Source organism: Pseudomonas sp. GW821-FHT09C08 (assembly GCF_059418125.1).
The window spans coordinates 1-15,357 of the sequence record NZ_JBWKPG010000004.1 but is presented as its reverse complement, the minus strand read 5'-3'; the positions used below and the strand labels follow the sequence as shown (position 1 = coordinate 15,357).

The 15,357-nt window shown below is 61.4% G+C and carries 14 protein-coding genes; 10 read left to right on the top strand and 4 right to left on the bottom strand.

The genetic code is table 11. The features are described 5' to 3' along the window. Window positions 1-4 precede the first annotated feature (4 nt). The 5 genes from AC07OJ_RS14665 (at window position 5) to AC07OJ_RS14645 (ending at window position 7,167) form a co-directional block, all read left to right on the top strand. Window positions 5-604: a LysE/ArgO family amino acid transporter gene (locus AC07OJ_RS14665; protein ID WP_065908966.1), complete on the top strand. Its 600-nt coding sequence runs from the start codon at window positions 5-7 to the stop codon at window positions 602-604. 178 nt (window positions 605-782) lie between these two features. Then, window positions 783-1,379, top strand: coding sequence for a superoxide dismutase (locus tag AC07OJ_RS14660; RefSeq protein ID WP_003175739.1), 597 nt, complete (start codon window positions 783-785; stop codon window positions 1,377-1,379). 582 nt (window positions 1,380-1,961) lie between these two features. Continuing rightward, complete coding sequence (locus tag AC07OJ_RS14655) at window positions 1,962-4,013, top strand: putative bifunctional diguanylate cyclase/phosphodiesterase (protein WP_106802770.1); 2,052 nt, start codon at window positions 1,962-1,964, stop codon at window positions 4,011-4,013. 129 nt (window positions 4,014-4,142) lie between these two features. After that, window positions 4,143-5,486 carry an imelysin family protein gene (locus AC07OJ_RS14650; protein ID WP_201145779.1) on the top strand — a complete coding sequence of 448 codons (1,344 nt, stop codon included), beginning with the start codon at window positions 4,143-4,145 and terminating at the stop codon, window positions 5,484-5,486. 226 nt (window positions 5,487-5,712) lie between these two features. Next, window positions 5,713-7,167 carry a TrkH family potassium uptake protein gene (locus AC07OJ_RS14645; protein ID WP_065908958.1) on the top strand — a complete coding sequence of 485 codons (1,455 nt, stop codon included), beginning with the start codon at window positions 5,713-5,715 and terminating at the stop codon, window positions 7,165-7,167. Here AC07OJ_RS14645 and AC07OJ_RS14640 read toward each other — a convergent pair. After that, on the bottom strand, window positions 7,124-8,182 hold the full coding sequence (locus AC07OJ_RS14640; RefSeq protein WP_106802768.1) for an AraC family transcriptional regulator: 1,059 nt from the start codon (window positions 8,180-8,182) through the stop codon (window positions 7,124-7,126). The genes AC07OJ_RS14645 and AC07OJ_RS14640 overlap by 44 nt on opposite strands. A gap of 160 nt (window positions 8,183-8,342) precedes the next feature. Between AC07OJ_RS14640 and AC07OJ_RS14635 the strand changes: the two genes are divergently transcribed. The 3 genes from AC07OJ_RS14635 (at window position 8,343) to AC07OJ_RS14625 (ending at window position 10,498) form a co-directional block, all read left to right on the top strand. Further along, on the top strand, window positions 8,343-8,654 hold the full coding sequence (locus AC07OJ_RS14635; RefSeq protein ID WP_065909861.1) for an Mpo1-like protein: 312 nt from the start codon (window positions 8,343-8,345) through the stop codon (window positions 8,652-8,654). Window positions 8,655-9,015: 361 nt separating this feature from the next. Then, the gene (locus AC07OJ_RS14630; protein WP_065908954.1) at window positions 9,016-9,198 is read left to right on the top strand and encodes a hypothetical protein; all 183 of its coding nucleotides are present in this window, start codon (window positions 9,016-9,018) and stop codon (window positions 9,196-9,198) included. A gap of 103 nt (window positions 9,199-9,301) precedes the next feature. Next, on the top strand, window positions 9,302-10,498 hold the full coding sequence (locus AC07OJ_RS14625) for an MFS transporter (protein ID WP_065908952.1): 1,197 nt from the start codon (window positions 9,302-9,304) through the stop codon (window positions 10,496-10,498). On the opposite strand, the gene arfB is transcribed toward AC07OJ_RS14625, so the two are convergent. From arfB to AC07OJ_RS14610, 3 genes are all read right to left on the bottom strand, one after another. Further along, complete coding sequence (arfB, locus tag AC07OJ_RS14620) at window positions 10,495-10,908, bottom strand: alternative ribosome rescue aminoacyl-tRNA hydrolase ArfB (RefSeq protein WP_065908949.1); 414 nt, start codon at window positions 10,906-10,908, stop codon at window positions 10,495-10,497. The genes AC07OJ_RS14625 and arfB overlap by 4 nt on opposite strands. A gap of 12 nt (window positions 10,909-10,920) precedes the next feature. Continuing rightward, window positions 10,921-11,604 carry a pentapeptide repeat-containing protein gene (locus tag AC07OJ_RS14615; protein WP_495094718.1) on the bottom strand — a complete coding sequence of 228 codons (684 nt, stop codon included), beginning with the start codon at window positions 11,602-11,604 and terminating at the stop codon, window positions 10,921-10,923. Window positions 11,605-11,709: 105 nt separating this feature from the next. Next, window positions 11,710-13,131 carry an amino acid permease gene (locus AC07OJ_RS14610; protein ID WP_065908943.1) on the bottom strand — a complete coding sequence of 474 codons (1,422 nt, stop codon included), beginning with the start codon at window positions 13,129-13,131 and terminating at the stop codon, window positions 11,710-11,712. Between the two features lie 640 nt (window positions 13,132-13,771). Here AC07OJ_RS14610 and AC07OJ_RS14605 point away from each other — a divergent pair. Both AC07OJ_RS14605 and AC07OJ_RS14600 read left to right on the top strand, forming a co-directional pair. Then, the gene (locus AC07OJ_RS14605; protein ID WP_003175756.1) at window positions 13,772-13,909 is read left to right on the top strand and encodes a hypothetical protein; all 138 of its coding nucleotides are present in this window, start codon (window positions 13,772-13,774) and stop codon (window positions 13,907-13,909) included. Window positions 13,910-13,982: 73 nt separating this feature from the next. Continuing rightward, complete coding sequence (locus tag AC07OJ_RS14600) at window positions 13,983-14,942, top strand: CgnE/CgnB domain-containing protein (protein WP_495094717.1); 960 nt, start codon at window positions 13,983-13,985, stop codon at window positions 14,940-14,942. The last annotated feature ends 415 nt before the right edge of the window (window positions 14,943-15,357 follow it).

Genomic DNA, 15,357 nt, shown 5'->3' with positions numbered 1-15,357 from the left:
GCGTATGTGGCAAAGCTATCTGAATGGCCTGTTGGTGGCGCTCGGCCTGATCATGGCGATCGGAACGCAGAACGCCTTTGTCCTCGCGCAAAGCCTGCGCCGCGAACATCACCTGCCCGTGGCAGCGCTCTGCATCGTGTGCGATGCCATTCTGGTTGCGGCCGGTGTCTTCGGCCTGGCCACGGTGCTCGCGCAAAACCCGCTGCTGCTGGCCATCGCCCGCTGGGGCGGCGCGGCATTCCTGTTGTGGTACGGCACATTGGCGCTGCGTCGGGCGTTTTCCAGGCAAAGCCTGGAGCAAGGCAATCACGTCAAGATGCGCTCGTTACGCGCGGTATTGCTCAGCGCCCTGGCCGTGACATTGCTCAACCCCCACGTGTACCTGGACACGGTGCTGCTGATCGGCTCATTGGGCGCCCAACAAACCGAACCGGGCGCCTATGTGGCCGGCGCCGCCAGTGCTTCATTCCTGTGGTTCGCCACGCTGGCACTCGGCGCGGCCTGGTTGGCGCCCTGGCTGGCACGCCCGGCGACGTGGCGCCTGCTGGACCTGTTGGTGGCGGTGATGATGTTCAGCGTGGCCTACCAATTGATCAGCGCTTGAGGAATATTCCAAAACGCTCTGGAACCTCTATCCCACACAGTTGTTGCGTGGTTTTGCCGCACCCCCGGTGCTATGATCCGGACCCTGCGCCGCAAAGAGTACAAACTCCCCGGCGCTTGTTTGGCCGCCCGTGATCGGCCTTGCGCTCACCGCAACTGACCTGATTAGGAGAATCATCATGGCTTTCGAATTGCCGCCGCTGCCCTACGCACACGATGCCCTGCAGCCGCACATCTCCAAGGAAACCTTGGAATACCACCACGACAAGCACCACAACACCTATGTCGTGAACCTGAACAACCTGGTGCCTGGCACCGAGTTCGAAGGCAAGACCCTGGAAGAGATCGTCAAATCCTCTTCGGGCGGCATCTTCAACAACGCCGCTCAGGTCTGGAACCACACCTTCTACTGGAACTGCCTGGCGCCAAACGCCGGTGGCCAACCGACCGGCGCACTGGCTGAAGCCATCAACGCAGCCTTCGGTTCGTTCGACAAGTTCAAGGAAGAGTTCACCAAGACGTCCGTCGGCACCTTCGGTTCCGGTTGGGGCTGGCTGGTGAAAAAGGCTGACGGTTCCCTGGCCCTGGCCAGCACCATCGGCGCCGGCAACCCGCTGACCAACGGCGACACCCCGCTGCTGACCTGCGACGTCTGGGAACACGCCTACTACATCGACTACCGCAACGTGCGTCCGAAGTATGTGGAAGCGTTCTGGAACCTGGTCAACTGGAAGTTCGTGGCTGAGCAGTTCGAAGGCAAGACCTTCACTGCCTAAGCAACCCTTGCAGTAGAAAAAGCCCGGCCCTGTGCCGGGCTTTTTTGTGGCCGTTGGTTCAAGCGCAAGGGCAGGCAAAGCCCCATGGAACTCAACGACACGCAATGACCACCCAGGCGGCAGGAGGAATGTCCCTCTTGATTGATGTTGGAGAGTGTAATCATGGCAATCGCAGGAGTAGGTGCAGCAGCTGCAGTTATCCCCCTGGCCACAACCCTCGCCCCGGTGGTGATAGGAGGCGGGATGCAAGCTATAGGAGTGGCAACGAGCGTAATCGCGTCGCTGTCTCAATCCATGTCAAACGCCCAGAGAGACAACCCAAACCCGGTCCCAGCCGGGTAAAGGCCGCAGCGCTCGCTTCCCTGGGCTTCCAGGGAGGCGAAAAACGCAGCCCCTCCCCGTCCCCGTCACTCGCCTGATTGACCGCCTTCCATTTCCCCTCGCACCCGCCAACATCCCCCGCCCCTGGCTCCCTCAACGCCGCAAAGTACCGTCAGCCGCAATGTCCCTTTGACTGCCCTCACGGGATTGCCAATACTCATGGCATATTGAGGCCACCCGCATGGAACAAGGAATGACCCTTTGAAGCTGGAACTCAAGAACAGCTTGTCGGTGAAGTTGCTACGGGTTGTGCTGCTGTCGGCATTGATCGTGGGCGTGGCGCTGAGCGTGGCGCAGATCGTTTTCGATGCCTACAAGACGCGCCAGGCCGTGGCCGGCGATGCCCAGCGCATCCTCGACATGTTTCGCGACCCCTCGACGCAGGCCGTCTACAGCCTGGACCGCGAGATGGGCATGCAGGTCATTGAGGGCCTGTTCCAGGACGACGCGGTGCGCATGGCCTCCATCGGCCACCCCAACGAAACCATGCTGGCCGAAAAGAGCCGCGCCCTGCAGCAGGCCCCCAGTCGCTGGCTGACCGACCTGATCCTGGGCCAGGAACGCACCTTCACCACGCCCCTGGTCGGCAAAGGCCCCTACAGCGAGTATTACGGCGACCTCAGTATCACCCTCGACACCGCCACGTATGGCCAGGGGTTTATCGTCAATTCGGTGATCATCTTCATTTCCGGGGTACTGCGCGCCCTGGCCATGGGCCTGGTGCTGTACCTGGTCTATCACTGGCTGCTGACCAAGCCGTTGTCGCGGATTATCGAACACCTGACCTCGATCAACCCCGACCGGCCCAGCGAGCACAAGATCCCCCAGCTCAAGGGCCATGAGCGCAACGAACTGGGGCTGTGGATCAATACCGCCAACCAATTGCTCGAATCCATCGAACGCAATACCCACCTGCGCCATGAAGCGGAAAGCAGCCTGCTGCGCATGGCCCAGTACGACTTCCTCACCGGCCTGCCGAATCGCCAGAAACTGCAGGAGCAACTGGACAAAATCCTGATCGACGCCGGTCGTCGCCAACGCCGCGTGGCGGTGTTATGCGTGGGCCTCGATGACTTCAAAAGCATCAACGAACAGTTCACCTATCAGGCCGGCGACAAATTGCTGCTGGCCCTGGCTGACCGCCTGCGCGCCCACAGCGGCCGACTCGGCGCCCTGGCCCGCCTGGGTGGCGACCAGTTCGCCCTGGTGCAGGCCGATATCGACCAGCCCTACGAAGCCGCGGAGCTGGCGCAAAGTATCCTCGATGACCTGGAGGCGGAGTTCGCCCTCGATCACGAGGAAATCCGCCTGCGCGCCACCATCGGTATCACGTTGTTCCCGGAAGATGGCGACAGCACCGAGAAGTTACTGCAGAAAGCCGAACAGACCATGACCCTGGCCAAGAGCCGTTCGCGCAACCGCTATCAGTTCTATATAGCCAGCGTCGACAGTGAAATGCGCCGCCGCCGCGAGCTGGAGAAAGACCTGCGCGACGCCCTCAGTCGCGACCAGTTCCACCTGGTGTACCAGCCGCAGATCAGCTACCGAGACCACCGCGTGGTCGGCGTGGAAGCACTGATCCGCTGGCAACACCCGGAACACGGCCTAGTGCCGCCCGACCTGTTTATCCCGCTGGCGGAGCAGAACGGCACCATCATCCCGATTGGTGAATGGGTGCTGGACCAGGCCTGCCGCCAGTTGCGCGAATGGCACGACCTGGGCTTCATCGGCCTGCGCATGGCGGTCAACCTGTCCACCGTGCAGTTGCACCACGCCGAGCTGCCACGGGTGGTCAACAACCTGATGCAGATCTACCGCCTGCCGCCGCGCAGCCTGGAATTGGAAGTCACCGAGACCGGCCTGATGGAAGACATCAGCACTGCCGCCCAGCACTTGCTGAGCCTGCGCCGTTCCGGGGCGTTGATTGCGATTGATGACTTCGGCACCGGCTATTCATCCCTGAGCTACCTCAAGAGCCTGCCGCTGGACAAAATCAAGATCGACAAGAGCTTCGTCCAAGACCTGCTGGACGATGACGACGACGCCACCATCGTGCGGGCCATCATCCAGCTGGGCAAAAGCCTGGGCATGCAAGTGATCGCCGAAGGCGTGGAAACCGCCGAGCAGGAGGCCTACATCATCTCCGAAGGCTGCCATGAAGGTCAGGGCTATCACTACAGCAAACCCTTGCAGGCCCGGGAGTTGGCGGCTTTTTTGAAGCAGTCCGAGCGTAATAGCGAAGTGATTCTCTGAGCGCTCGAATCGATACTAAATATTTCCCTCGTATAACCCTTTACACAAAATGCAAATCTTTCGCATTATGTCGCAGCTTTTTTGCGCTCCCCCGCGCGCCCTATCAACAACCGAAGCAGGATGTTCGCCATGATTCGTATGCCCCTGGCCACCGCCAGTCTGCTGGCCATTGCCATTTCTCTCGCCGGTTGCGGCGAAGGTAAAGACAAGGCCGCAGCGCCCCAGGCGCCGACCCCGGCTGCCAGCACTACCGCTCCAGCGGCTGCCACCCCTGCCGGCCAGGTCGACGAAGCGGCCGCCAAGGCCGTGGTCGCGCATTACGCAGACATGGTGTTCGCGGTCTACAGCGATGCCGAGTCCACTGCGAAAACCCTGCAAACCGCCATCGACGCCTTCCTCGCCAAGCCGAACGCCGACACGCTGAAAGCCGCGCGCGACGCCTGGATCGCCGCTCGCGTGCCGTACCTGCAGAGCGAAGTGTTCCGCTTCGGCAACACCATCATTGATGACTGGGAAGGCCAGGTGAACGCATGGCCGCTGGACGAAGGCCTGATCGACTATGTCGACAAGTCCTACGAACACGCCCTGGGTAACCCGGGTGCGACTGCCAACATCATCGCCAACACCGAGATCCAGGTCGGCGAAGACAAGGTCGACGTGAAGGACATCACTCCGGAAAAACTCGCCAGCCTCAATGAGCTGGGCGGTTCCGAAGCCAACGTCGCCACCGGCTACCACGCCATCGAATTCCTGCTCTGGGGCCAGGACCTGAACGGCACAGGCCCTGGCGCCGGCAACCGTCCTGCCTCGGACTACCTGACAGGTGACGGCGCCACCGGCGGCCACAACGAGCGTCGCCGCGCCTACCTGAGTGCCGTGACCCAACTGCTGGTCAGTGACCTGGAAGAAATGGTCGGCAACTGGAAACCCAACGTCGAAGACAACTACCGCGCCACCCTGGAGGCAGAACCTGCCACCGACGGCCTGCGCAAAATGTTGTTCGGCATGGGCAGCCTGTCCCTGGGCGAGCTGGCAGGTGAACGCATGAAGGTTTCCCTGGAAGCCAACTCGCCGGAAGACGAGCACGATTGCTTCAGCGATAACACCCACAACTCGCAGTTCTACGACGCCAAGGGCATCCGCAACGTCTACCTGGGCGAGTACACCCGCGTCGATGGCACCAAGCTGACCGGCGCCAGCCTGTCGTCCCTGGTGGCCAAGGCTGATCCGGCTACCGACACCGCCCTGAAGGCTGACCTGGCGGCGACCGAAGCGAAGATCCAGGTCATGGTTGACCACGCCAACAACGGCGAGCACTACGACCAACTGATCGCCGCTGGCAACGAAGCCGGCAACCAGATCGTGCGTGACGCGATCGCCGCACTGGTCAAGCAGACCGGTTCGATTGAAGCAGCCGCAGGCAAGCTGGGCATCAGCGACCTGAACCCGGATAACGCTGATCACGAGTTCTGATCAGTGCGGTGCTGAAAAAGGCGACCTTCGGGTCGCCTTTTTTATACCCGTGTGGGAGCTGGCTTCCCTGCGATAGCGGTGGGCCAGTCATCCCTTGATCGACTGATACACCGCAATCGCAGGCAAGCCAGCGCCCACCGTTGAACCGCGTTGCGGCACGTACCCCGGTTTACATGCACTGCACCGCAGGTAGAATGGCGCCACCCTCAACCCCCGAGCGAACTTCATGGCGTTGCCGACCCTACGCATCATCGGTTTCATCATCGGCATCTTCCTGATCACCCTCGCGATCGCCATGGTCGTGCCAATGGCCACCCTGGTGATCTTCGAACGCACCAGTGACCTGCCCTCGTTCCTCTGGGCCAGCCTGATCACCTTTATTGCCGGTTTGGCCCTGGTGATTCCCGGCCGCCCCGAACATGTGCACCTGCGCCCGCGCGACATGTACTTGCTGACGGTCAGCAGTTGGGTGGTGGTGTGCGTGTTCGCCGCGCTGCCGTTTCTGCTGACCCAGCACATCAGCTACACCGACTCGTTCTTTGAAAGCATGTCCGGCATCACCGCCACCGGTTCCACCGTGCTGAGCGGGCTGGACACCATGTCACCGGGCATCCTGATGTGGCGCTCGCTGCTGCACTGGCTCGGCGGCATCGGCTTTATCGGCATGGCGGTGGCGATCCTGCCGCTGCTGCGTATCGGCGGCATGCGCCTGTTCCAGACCGAATCCTCGGACCGCTCGGAAAAAGTCATGCCCCGCTCGCACATGGTGGCGCGGCTGATCGTGGCGGCGTACGTGGGCATCACCATCCTTGGCAGCCTGGCGTTCTGGTGGGCCGGCATGGGCCTGTTCGACGCGATCAACCATGCAATGTCGGCGATTTCCACCGGTGGATTCTCCACCTCCGACGAATCCCTGGCCCACTGGAAACAGCCCGCGGTGCACTGGGTCGCGGTGGTGGTGATGATCCTCGGCAGCCTGCCGTTCACCCTGTACGTGGCGACCCTGCGCGGCAACCGCCGTGCGTTGATCAAGGACCAGCAGGTGCAAGGCCTGCTCGGTTTGCTGGTGGTGACCTGGCTGGTGCTCGGCACCTGGTACTGGTGGACCACCGATTTGCATTGGCTCGACGCGCTGCGCCATGTGGCGGTGAACGTCACCTCGGTGGTCACCACCACCGGCTTTGCACTGGGGGACTACAGCATTTGGGGCAACTTCTCGCTGATGCTGTTCTTCTACCTGGGATTTGTCGGCGGCTGCTCCGGCTCCACGGCGGGCGGGATCAAGATCTTCCGCTTCCAGGTCGCCTACATCCTGCTCAAGGCCAACTTGAACCAGCTGATTCACCCACGGGCGGTGATCAAGCAGAAGTACAACGGCCACCGCCTCGACGAAGAGATCGTGCGTTCGATCCTGACGTTCTCGTTTTTCTTCGCTATCACCATCTGCGCCATCGCCCTGGCCTTGTCGCTGCTGGGCCTGGACTGGATGACGGCGCTGACCGGCGCCGCCAGCACCGTGTCCGGCGTCGGCCCGGGGCTGGGCGAGACCATCGGCCCGGCGGGCAATTTCGCCAGCCTGCCGGATGCGGCCAAGTGGATCCTGTCGCTGGGCATGCTGCTGGGCCGACTGGAGATCATTACAGTCTTTGTTCTGTGCATTCCGGCATTTTGGCGTCACTGACCGTCGACGCATCCTGCAACCGCGCCCGGTATTCGCCGGGCGTGGCATCGAACCAGCGGCGAAACGCGCGAAAGAAGTTGCTCGGGTCGGCAAACCCCAGCAAGTAGGCGATTTCCAGCAGGGTCATGCTCGGCTGTGCGAGGTACTGCTCGGCCAATTCGCGGCGGGTGTCATCGAGCAGGGTCTGGAAACTGGTGCCCTCTTCCTGCAAGCGCCGCTGCAACGTGCGCTGGGACAGGTGCAGGGTCTGGGCCACCACTTCACGCTTGGGCTCGCCCTGTGGCAACAGGCGGCACAGCACCTGACGCGCCTTGTGCGTCACACGGCTTTCCGAGAAACGGGCCAGGTATTCACCGGCAAACCGATCGTGCAGCAGCGCCATGGCCTCGTTGGCCGTGGGCAGCGGCGCGTCCATGTCGGCGCGTTCGAAGATCAGCGCGTCATACGGCGCATTGAATTCCAGCGGGGCATGGAACGCTTGTTTGTAGGGCGCCAGGTCCACCGGTTGATCGCCTTGCAGCAGCACCTTGCGCGGTTGCAGGGTGCGCCCGGTCAGCCAGCCACACAGCGCCAGGGCACTCGCCAGCGAGGCTTCGGCGCTTTGCCGGGTGGGCGGCAGGTGATCGCCATGCACGGTGAGGATCAGCGCGTAACCTTCGGGGAGCAGTCGGAAACTGAGGTCGGCGCTTTCGGCGATGATCCGCTGGTAGCGCACCAGGCGCATAAACCCTTCAGCGAGGGTGTTGCTGGACATCAACGCATACCCGGCCACATGAAACGATGCCGGACGCACCACCTTGCCCATGTTCAGGCCAATCGCCGGGTTGCCCGAGACCTCCACCGCCCGCTGCCACAGCCGGGTCATGGAATCTTGTGGGAAGCGTGCATCGGGGTCGCTGAGCGCGGCGTAGTCCAGGCCGAGTTGCTTGAACAAGGCGCGGCAATCCAGGCCGTCCATTTCCAACGCCTTGACTATCCCCATCGCCCAGCTTGCAGAAGTTGTTCGTTCGCTCATGGCGTCTTCTTAATAAAGCAGGCTCAAACGGCAGCCAGGAAGCCAAGGATACTAAAGTGGCATCTATTGTCACTGGCTGTTACCACTGATCACTCTAGACTCAAATAAGCTCCCCGCCGAACATCTGTTGGGCGGCACAACAATCAAAGGGCCGGTCACCGTGGAAAACGTCAAGCGATTCAACAGCTTTGCCGAGTTTTACCCGTATTACCTGACTGAGCACGCCGACAGCACCTGCCGGCGCCTGCACTTTATCGGCACCACCCTGGTGATCGGCATCCTCGCGTATGCCATCGGCAGAGGCTCGTTGGGCTTGCTGCTGGCCGTGCCGATTGCCGGCTACAGCTTTGCCTGGGTCGGTCACTTCTTCTTTGAAAAGAACCGCCCGGCGACCTTCCAGCACCCGTTCTACAGCTTGCTGGGGGATTTTGTGATGTACCGCGACATGATTCTCGGCAAGGTGCCCTTCTGAGGTGTGACCCCGTGTCACTTGCGTAAAACAATGAAAGTTCGTTCATTGGTCGAGATTAAATTCTTTTTGTCATTTTCAGTGCTGTATCCTGCCAAGGCTTTTTGAGAGCGCGGAATCACCTGCGATTGAAAAAACAGACTTTGCGAGGAGCGACGACGATGCACGAGATACCTAATCTCCCCTTCCCAAGCCTGCACCCTACTGAGCAGCCAACACCGCAGCAGGCCAGCGACCAGCAGCCTGAGGCCAAAGAAGCACCACCAGTCGACAGCGAAAGCCAGGACTGACGCCGTACCAGACCGTGTGGAAAGCGCACCTTTGAGCGCTTTCCACACTGCCTGAATCACCCGAGATACCTGCCATGACCGATACCCTCCCCGACACCCCGGACGCCGCCGTACTCGACGCTGCCTTGCAGATGGTCGAAGTGTGGAACCGCCTCAGCGCGGACAAGCAAGCCAAGCTGCTCAAGCGTTTTGGCACCCAGGAAAACGCGTTGGCGGCCCTGGTCACCACGCAATTGCTGGCCCCCTCCCAAGCCTGACGCAGTGCCGACCTGACGTTTTTGCGTTTTAGCGCCCTGCGCCGGCCCAAGCCCGGTATCATTAGCCGCCTATCTTTACCTGCTGCGACAGTGGACCTCTCCCATGCCAGATACCCAGCGCCCCATGGCGGTCACGCTGCAAGTCGTTTCCATCGTGTTGTTCACCTTTATCGGCTACCTGAATATCGGCATCCCGCTGGCCGTATTGCCCGGCTATGTCCACAGTGAGCTGGGCTACGGCGCGGTCATCGCCGGCCTGGTGATCAGTGTGCAATACCTGGCCACGCTGCTGAGCCGTCCCTACGCAGGCAAAATCATCGACAACCTGGGCAGCAAGCGCGCCGTGCTGATCGGCCTGGTGGGCTGCGGCCTGAGCGGCGTGTTCATGCTGCTCGCGGCGTGGTTCTCCAGCTTGCCAGCCGTGAGCCTGGGCAGCCTGCTGATCGGCCGCCTGGTGCTGGGCAGCGCGGAAAGCCTGGTTGGCTCGGGCGCCATCGGCTGGGGCATCGGCCGCGTGGGGGCGGCGAACACGGCCAAGGTGATTTCCTGGAACGGCATCGCCAGCTACGGCGCACTGGCGGTTGGCGCACCACTGGGGGTGCTGCTGGTCAGCCACCTGGGGCTGTGGAGCATGGGCGTCAGTATCATCCTGCTGGCGGTGATCGGCCTGCTGCTGGCCTGGAACAAGGAAGCGGCGCCGATCGTGGCCGGCGTGCGCCTGCCGTTCATGAATGTGCTGGGCCGGGTCCTGCCGCACGGCTGCGCGCTGGCCCTGGGCTCGATCGGCTTTGGCACCATCGCCACCTTTATCACCCTGTATTACACCACCCAGCATTGGGATAACGCGGTGTGGGCCCTGAGCCTGTTCGGCGCCAGTTTTATCGGTGCGCGCCTGCTGTTCGGCAACTTGATCAACCGGATTGGCGGCTTTCGCGTGGCGATTGCGTGCCTGTCGGTGGAAATCCTCGGGTTGCTGTTGCTGTGGCTGGCACCGGATGCGAACTTGGCCCTGGCCGGCGCGGCGTTGAGCGGCTTCGGTTTTTCCCTGGTGTTTCCGGCGCTGGGAGTCGAGGCGGTCAATCTGGTGCCGGCGTCCAGCCGCGGGTCGGCGGTGGGGGCTTACTCGCTGTTCATCGACCTGTCGCTGGGCATCACCGGGCCGCTGGCCGGGGCGGTGGCGGCAGGTTTCGGCTTTGCATCGATCTTCCTGTTCGCCGCCCTCGCCGCCCTCGGTGGCCTGCTGCTCAGCGTGTACCTGTACCGCCAGGCGCCGAAGGCCCGCGAAGCGCGCGACGCCTAGAAGTCGACCTTGCCACGCCCGGCCTTGATACTGCCGCGCTTGGTCTTGGATTCGAGTCGACGCTTTTTCGAGCCGAGGGTCGGCTTGGTCGGGCGGCGCTTCTTCTCGACTTTGGTGGCACTGAGGATCAGCTCAACCAAACGCTCCAGCGCATCCGCGCGATTCTGCTCCTGGGTCCGGTATTGCTGGGCCTTGAGAATCAACACGCCTTCGCTGGTGATACGGCTGTCGCGCAGCGCCAGCAGCCGCTCCTTGTAGAACTCCGGCAGCGACGAGGCCGGAATATCAAAGCGCAAATGCACCGCGCTCGACACCTTGTTGACGTTCTGCCCACCGGCGCCCTGGGCGCGGATGGCGGTCAGCTCGATTTCGGCATCGGGCAGGTGCACGTTGTTGGAAATTACCAGCATCACTCAAAAACCTTAGGCAACGGACAAGCCCAACTCGGATAACAGCATCGACGCCTGGGCTTTGGAAATCACGGCGCCTTTGAACAGTTTGGCATCATTGAGGCGAAACCCGCTCAAATCCGCACCGCGCAAGTCGGCACCGGCAAAATTGGCGCCGTGGATGCGGGCATGGGCGAGGCTGCAGTCGATCAGTTCGGCCTTGCGAAAATCAGCCTCCGACAAATCGCTGTCGGAGAAGTCCAGGTTATTCAACACGGTGCGCGCAAACGATAACCCGGACAGAAACGCGCTGTTCAGGCGGGTTTCACTGAAGCTCAGCCCCAGGGAGGCGCAATGGGTGAAGTTGGCGCCGGTCAATTTGCAGTGTTCAAAATTCGCCTGGGGCAGCTTGCTGCGCTGCCAACGGGTGTTGTTCAGGTCACAGCTGTGGAACTGCGCCTCCAACAGGTTCGCCGCCTCGAAAATCGCGTGGCCGGCCCGGCAGCTTTTCCACTGCGTGCCTTCCAGGCGCGCACCGAGGAAAGACGTCTGGACCAGGATGCAGCGTTCGAATACCCAGTGATCCAGCGCCATGCGCGAGAGGTCAGCGCCACTCAGGTCGACGCCAATCAGGCGCAGGGGCCCGCCGTGCTGGTCGATCAGGTCTTCCAGCGCGTCACGCTGCAAGGCGCCGCCGTCGATATCAGTGAGTTGCATGGGGTCTGCGCTCCTGGAACGTTTAAACACGACGCGCGAGTCTACCCCGTCGGCGCCCACAAAAAACCCGGCACGCAGCCGGGTTTTCCGTTTGGGCGGGGCGGCTTACTTCAACGCCGCACTCGCCGTACCCAGCGCCGCTTCGGCACTGCGCTTGTTCTTGATCCAGTAGCACACCGCCATGAACGCCACCCACACCGGGATCGCGTACACCGACACCTGGATCCCTGGAATCATCAGCATGATCACCAGGATAAACGCCACGAACGCCAGGCAAATGTAGTTGCCGTAGGGGTACCACAGCGCCTTGAACAACGGCACCTGGCCGGTGCGGTTCATGTGCTGGCGGAACTTGAAGTGCGAGAAGCTGATCATCGCCCAGTTGATCACCAGCGTGGCCACCACCAGCGACATCAGCAGTTCCAACGCATGCTGCGGGATCAGGTAGTTCATCAGCACCGCCACCAGGGTGATCGCCGCCGACGCGAGGATCGAGCGCACCGGCACGCCGCGTTTGTCGATCTTGGCCAATGCCTTCGGCGCATCGCCCTGCTCGGCCATGCCCAGCAGCATGCGGCTGTTGCAGTAGGTGCCGCTGTTGTACACCGACAGCGCAGCGGTCAGCACCACGAAGTTGAGGATGTGCGCGGCAGTGTTGCTGCCCAGCATGGAGAACACCTGGACGAACGGGCTGCCGCTGTAGGCATCGCCGGAAGCGTTAAGGGTCGCCAGCAGGCTGTCCCATGGCGTCAGCGACAACAGCACGACCAGCGCACCGATGTAGAAGATCAGGATGCGGTAGATCACCTGATTGATTGCCTTGGGGATCACGGTGCGTGGCTGGTCGGCTTCGGCGGCAGTGAAGCCGAGCATTTCCAGGCCGCCGAAGGAGAACATGATGATTGCCATGGCCATCACCAACCCGCTGACACCATGGGGGAAGAACCCACCGTGATCCCACAGGTTGCTCACCGAGGCTTGTGGTCCGCCGCTGCCGCTGACCAGCAGGTAGCTGCCTAGGGCGATCATGCCGACGATGGCCACGACCTTGATGATGGCGAACCAGAACTCGGCTTCACCGAAGACTTTGACGTTGGCCAGGTTGATCAGGTTGATCAGCACGAAGAACGCCGCTGCCGAGACCCAGGTCGGGATCTCCGGCCACCAGTAGTGCACGTATTTGCCGACTGCGGTCAGCTCCGACATGCCCACCAGGATGTACAGGATCCAGCAGTTCCAGCCCGACAGGAAGCCGGCAAAACCGCCCCAGTACTTGTGGGCAAAGTGGCTGAAGGAGCCGGCGACCGGCTCTTCGACGATCATTTCGCCGAGCTGGCGCATGATCATGAAGGCAATGAAGCCGCAAATGGCGTAGCCGAGGATCATCGACGGGCCGGCGGACTTGAGCACCCCGGCCGAGCCGAGGAACAGGCCGGTGCCGATGGCGCCACCGAGGGCGATCAACTGGATATGCCGATTTTTCAGGCCGCGTTTCAGCTCGCCTGAAGAGGAATGGGGTCCACTCATGAAAAGGGTCTCACGCAAGGTTTGATGATGTTGATTGCAGGTTGCTGCCTTGAATTACCGACTCAAGCAGCGCCGCTCAAACCCCAGCGCAGGCACCAGGAGTACAGCGTCTTTCTAACGGTCATGCGTCACCTGTTTGTTTTTATCTGTGACGAAATCGAACCCGTCCGGCTCGTGGCCAGGCGGAGTGATCAGGGTAGGTAAACCCCGAGGTCTTGGCCTTTTGCGTGGTTACGCAAGGGGGGTCACAGTAAAACGCGGCGCATTGTACACCGCTCGACAGCTTGGGGCCGCCCCTCCAGCCGGCGTGCGACGATCTGTCAGGTAATCCTTACAGCGGGAAAGGGGCCAATAATGCCGCGACATTGTCGTAAATTAATCGTTACAGCATGGAAAATTCGCGTTACAGCTGTTCCGTGAAGAAAAATTGTCGGTAGGAAAATTCTCCATCATCAGCATCGCCAGCTGCTTGTATTTGCTCAAGAAAAAACCAGGCCGGAAAAACAGAAGAAAAAATCCAAATGCAACGGTGTCAATAAATATTTTGCGTTCTGAAACACTCTCTCCTAGGTTCATCCCACTTGCCCAGCGAAGCCCGTTGGCAAGCCGTCCTCAAACAACGTCCTCTAGGAGATACACCATGCAAGCACTGGAAAACGACCTGGAAACCGAACTGCAACTCGACGATTGGTTTGAAGCGCCGACCCACGAGGCCGCCGTAGAGATGATGCAAGCCGACGCCGTCGTGCCCTTCGGCACGGCGATGTGGCCATTCTGACACCCGGCAGGCAACCGGCAGGTGCTGTGCACGGCACCTGCTCCCTTACCCAAGGCACAGAAGGACACCCGTCATGGACAAGGCCCGCGCCGTCGAACACTTTCTCTACTACCTCGCCCACCACCCGGCCCTCAGCGGGCTGAGCCAGCCTACCGTGCTGCTGGGCCATACCGAGCGCTACGACGCCATCGCCCAGGCGATCACCCACAGCAGCGCCGCCCGTTTCAATTTCCAGGTGCAGCGCCTCGACCTGGCCGCCAGTGACACCCTGGCCCAGGCCATTGAGGCCTGCGACCTGTACCTGTTCCTCTACGATGCCTCCACGCTGCCCAACCCACGCGCCGAAGGCCCGGACTTTATCCGCGCACTGCACGGCGTGATGGCCGAACACTGGCAGAAATCCCTGCTGTTCAAGGATTACGGCGACTATTTCTACGACACCTTCAGCGTCGAGCCGCAGCGCATCGCCGACCTCAACGCCACGCTGATCCGGCGCATGTCCCAGGCCAACGTGCTGAGTTTCACCGACAAGCACGGCTCACGCCTGCAGGCGCCGCTGAGCAGCATCAAGAAGTGGACCAATATCAACGGCATCGGCAACCACGACCTGGCACCCGGCGAGATCGCCACCCACAGCGAGGCCATCAGTGGCCAGGTGCGCTTTGTCGGCACCTTCCTGAGCACCATCCCGTTTGCGCGCAAGTACGGCGTGCTGCAGTCGCCGCTGGAGCTGTGGATCGAGAACTCGACCATCTGCAGCGTGGCCAGCGACGTGCCGGGGCTGGCGGATGACTTCAACAAATACCTGAACGCCAACCCGTCCAACCGGCGGGTGGAGGAGTTGGGGATCGGCACCAATGAAGGCGTGAAGGACCTGTACGCGCGCAACGCCGGGTTTGAAGAGCGCCATTGCGGGCTGCACCTGGGCCTTGGCGGCGGGCAGAAAGGCAGTCATCACCTGGACCTGATTTTCGCCAGCGGGGTCTTGGCGCTGGATGACAAGCCAGTGTTTGATGGACGGTTTGCGTTCTGATCACAAAATCCAGACACACTGGAGATCCAGATGTGGGAGTTGAGCCAGGCACAGCATTCAGTCCAGACACCAATCAGTGTGGGAGTTGGCTTGCCTGCGAAGGCGGTGGATCAGCTAAATCATGGTTGACTGACCCACCGCCTTCGCGAGCAAGCCCGCTCCCACAGTTTTGATTACTGTTGGGCTTGGGATTCGGGGTGCCGCACCGGCATTTGAGCGGACGGTACAACTCGGTTCCAACCTTGAAATACACCCCAAATGTGGGAGCGGGCTTGCTCGCAAAGGCGGTAGACCAGCCACCCTCTCCAGCAACTGACCCACCGCTTTCGCGAGCAAGCTGAACTGGCCTAATGATTTTGGACACCTCAATCGGGCGCTATGATGGCGTCCAAATCTGAGGTGTTTGGATATGCGT

What these genes read in the sequence shown, in the direction of transcription:
- AC07OJ_RS14630 (WP_065908954.1), top strand. Translation starts at nt 9,016, where the DNA reads ATGACCGATACCCTCCCCGACACCCCGGACGCCGCCGTACTCGACGCT.
- AC07OJ_RS14600 (WP_495094717.1), top strand. Translation starts at nt 13,983, where the DNA reads ATGGACAAGGCCCGCGCCGTCGAACACTTTCTCTACTACCTCGCCCAC.
- AC07OJ_RS14665 (WP_065908966.1), top strand. Translation starts at nt 5, where the DNA reads ATGTGGCAAAGCTATCTGAATGGCCTGTTGGTGGCGCTCGGCCTGATC.
- AC07OJ_RS14640 (WP_106802768.1), bottom strand. Translation starts at nt 8,182, where the DNA reads ATGAGCGAACGAACAACTTCTGCAAGCTGGGCGATGGGGATAGTCAAG.
- AC07OJ_RS14625 (WP_065908952.1), top strand. Translation starts at nt 9,302, where the DNA reads ATGCCAGATACCCAGCGCCCCATGGCGGTCACGCTGCAAGTCGTTTCC.
- AC07OJ_RS14610 (WP_065908943.1), bottom strand. Translation starts at nt 13,131, where the DNA reads ATGAGTGGACCCCATTCCTCTTCAGGCGAGCTGAAACGCGGCCTGAAA.
- AC07OJ_RS14650 (WP_201145779.1), top strand. Translation starts at nt 4,143, where the DNA reads ATGATTCGTATGCCCCTGGCCACCGCCAGTCTGCTGGCCATTGCCATT.
- AC07OJ_RS14660 (WP_003175739.1), top strand. Translation starts at nt 783, where the DNA reads ATGGCTTTCGAATTGCCGCCGCTGCCCTACGCACACGATGCCCTGCAG.
- AC07OJ_RS14615 (WP_495094718.1), bottom strand. Translation starts at nt 11,604, where the DNA reads ATGCAACTCACTGATATCGACGGCGGCGCCTTGCAGCGTGACGCGCTG.
- AC07OJ_RS14605 (WP_003175756.1), top strand. Translation starts at nt 13,772, where the DNA reads ATGCAAGCACTGGAAAACGACCTGGAAACCGAACTGCAACTCGACGAT.
- arfB (WP_065908949.1), bottom strand. Translation starts at nt 10,908, where the DNA reads ATGCTGGTAATTTCCAACAACGTGCACCTGCCCGATGCCGAAATCGAG.
- AC07OJ_RS14645 (WP_065908958.1), top strand. Translation starts at nt 5,713, where the DNA reads ATGGCGTTGCCGACCCTACGCATCATCGGTTTCATCATCGGCATCTTC.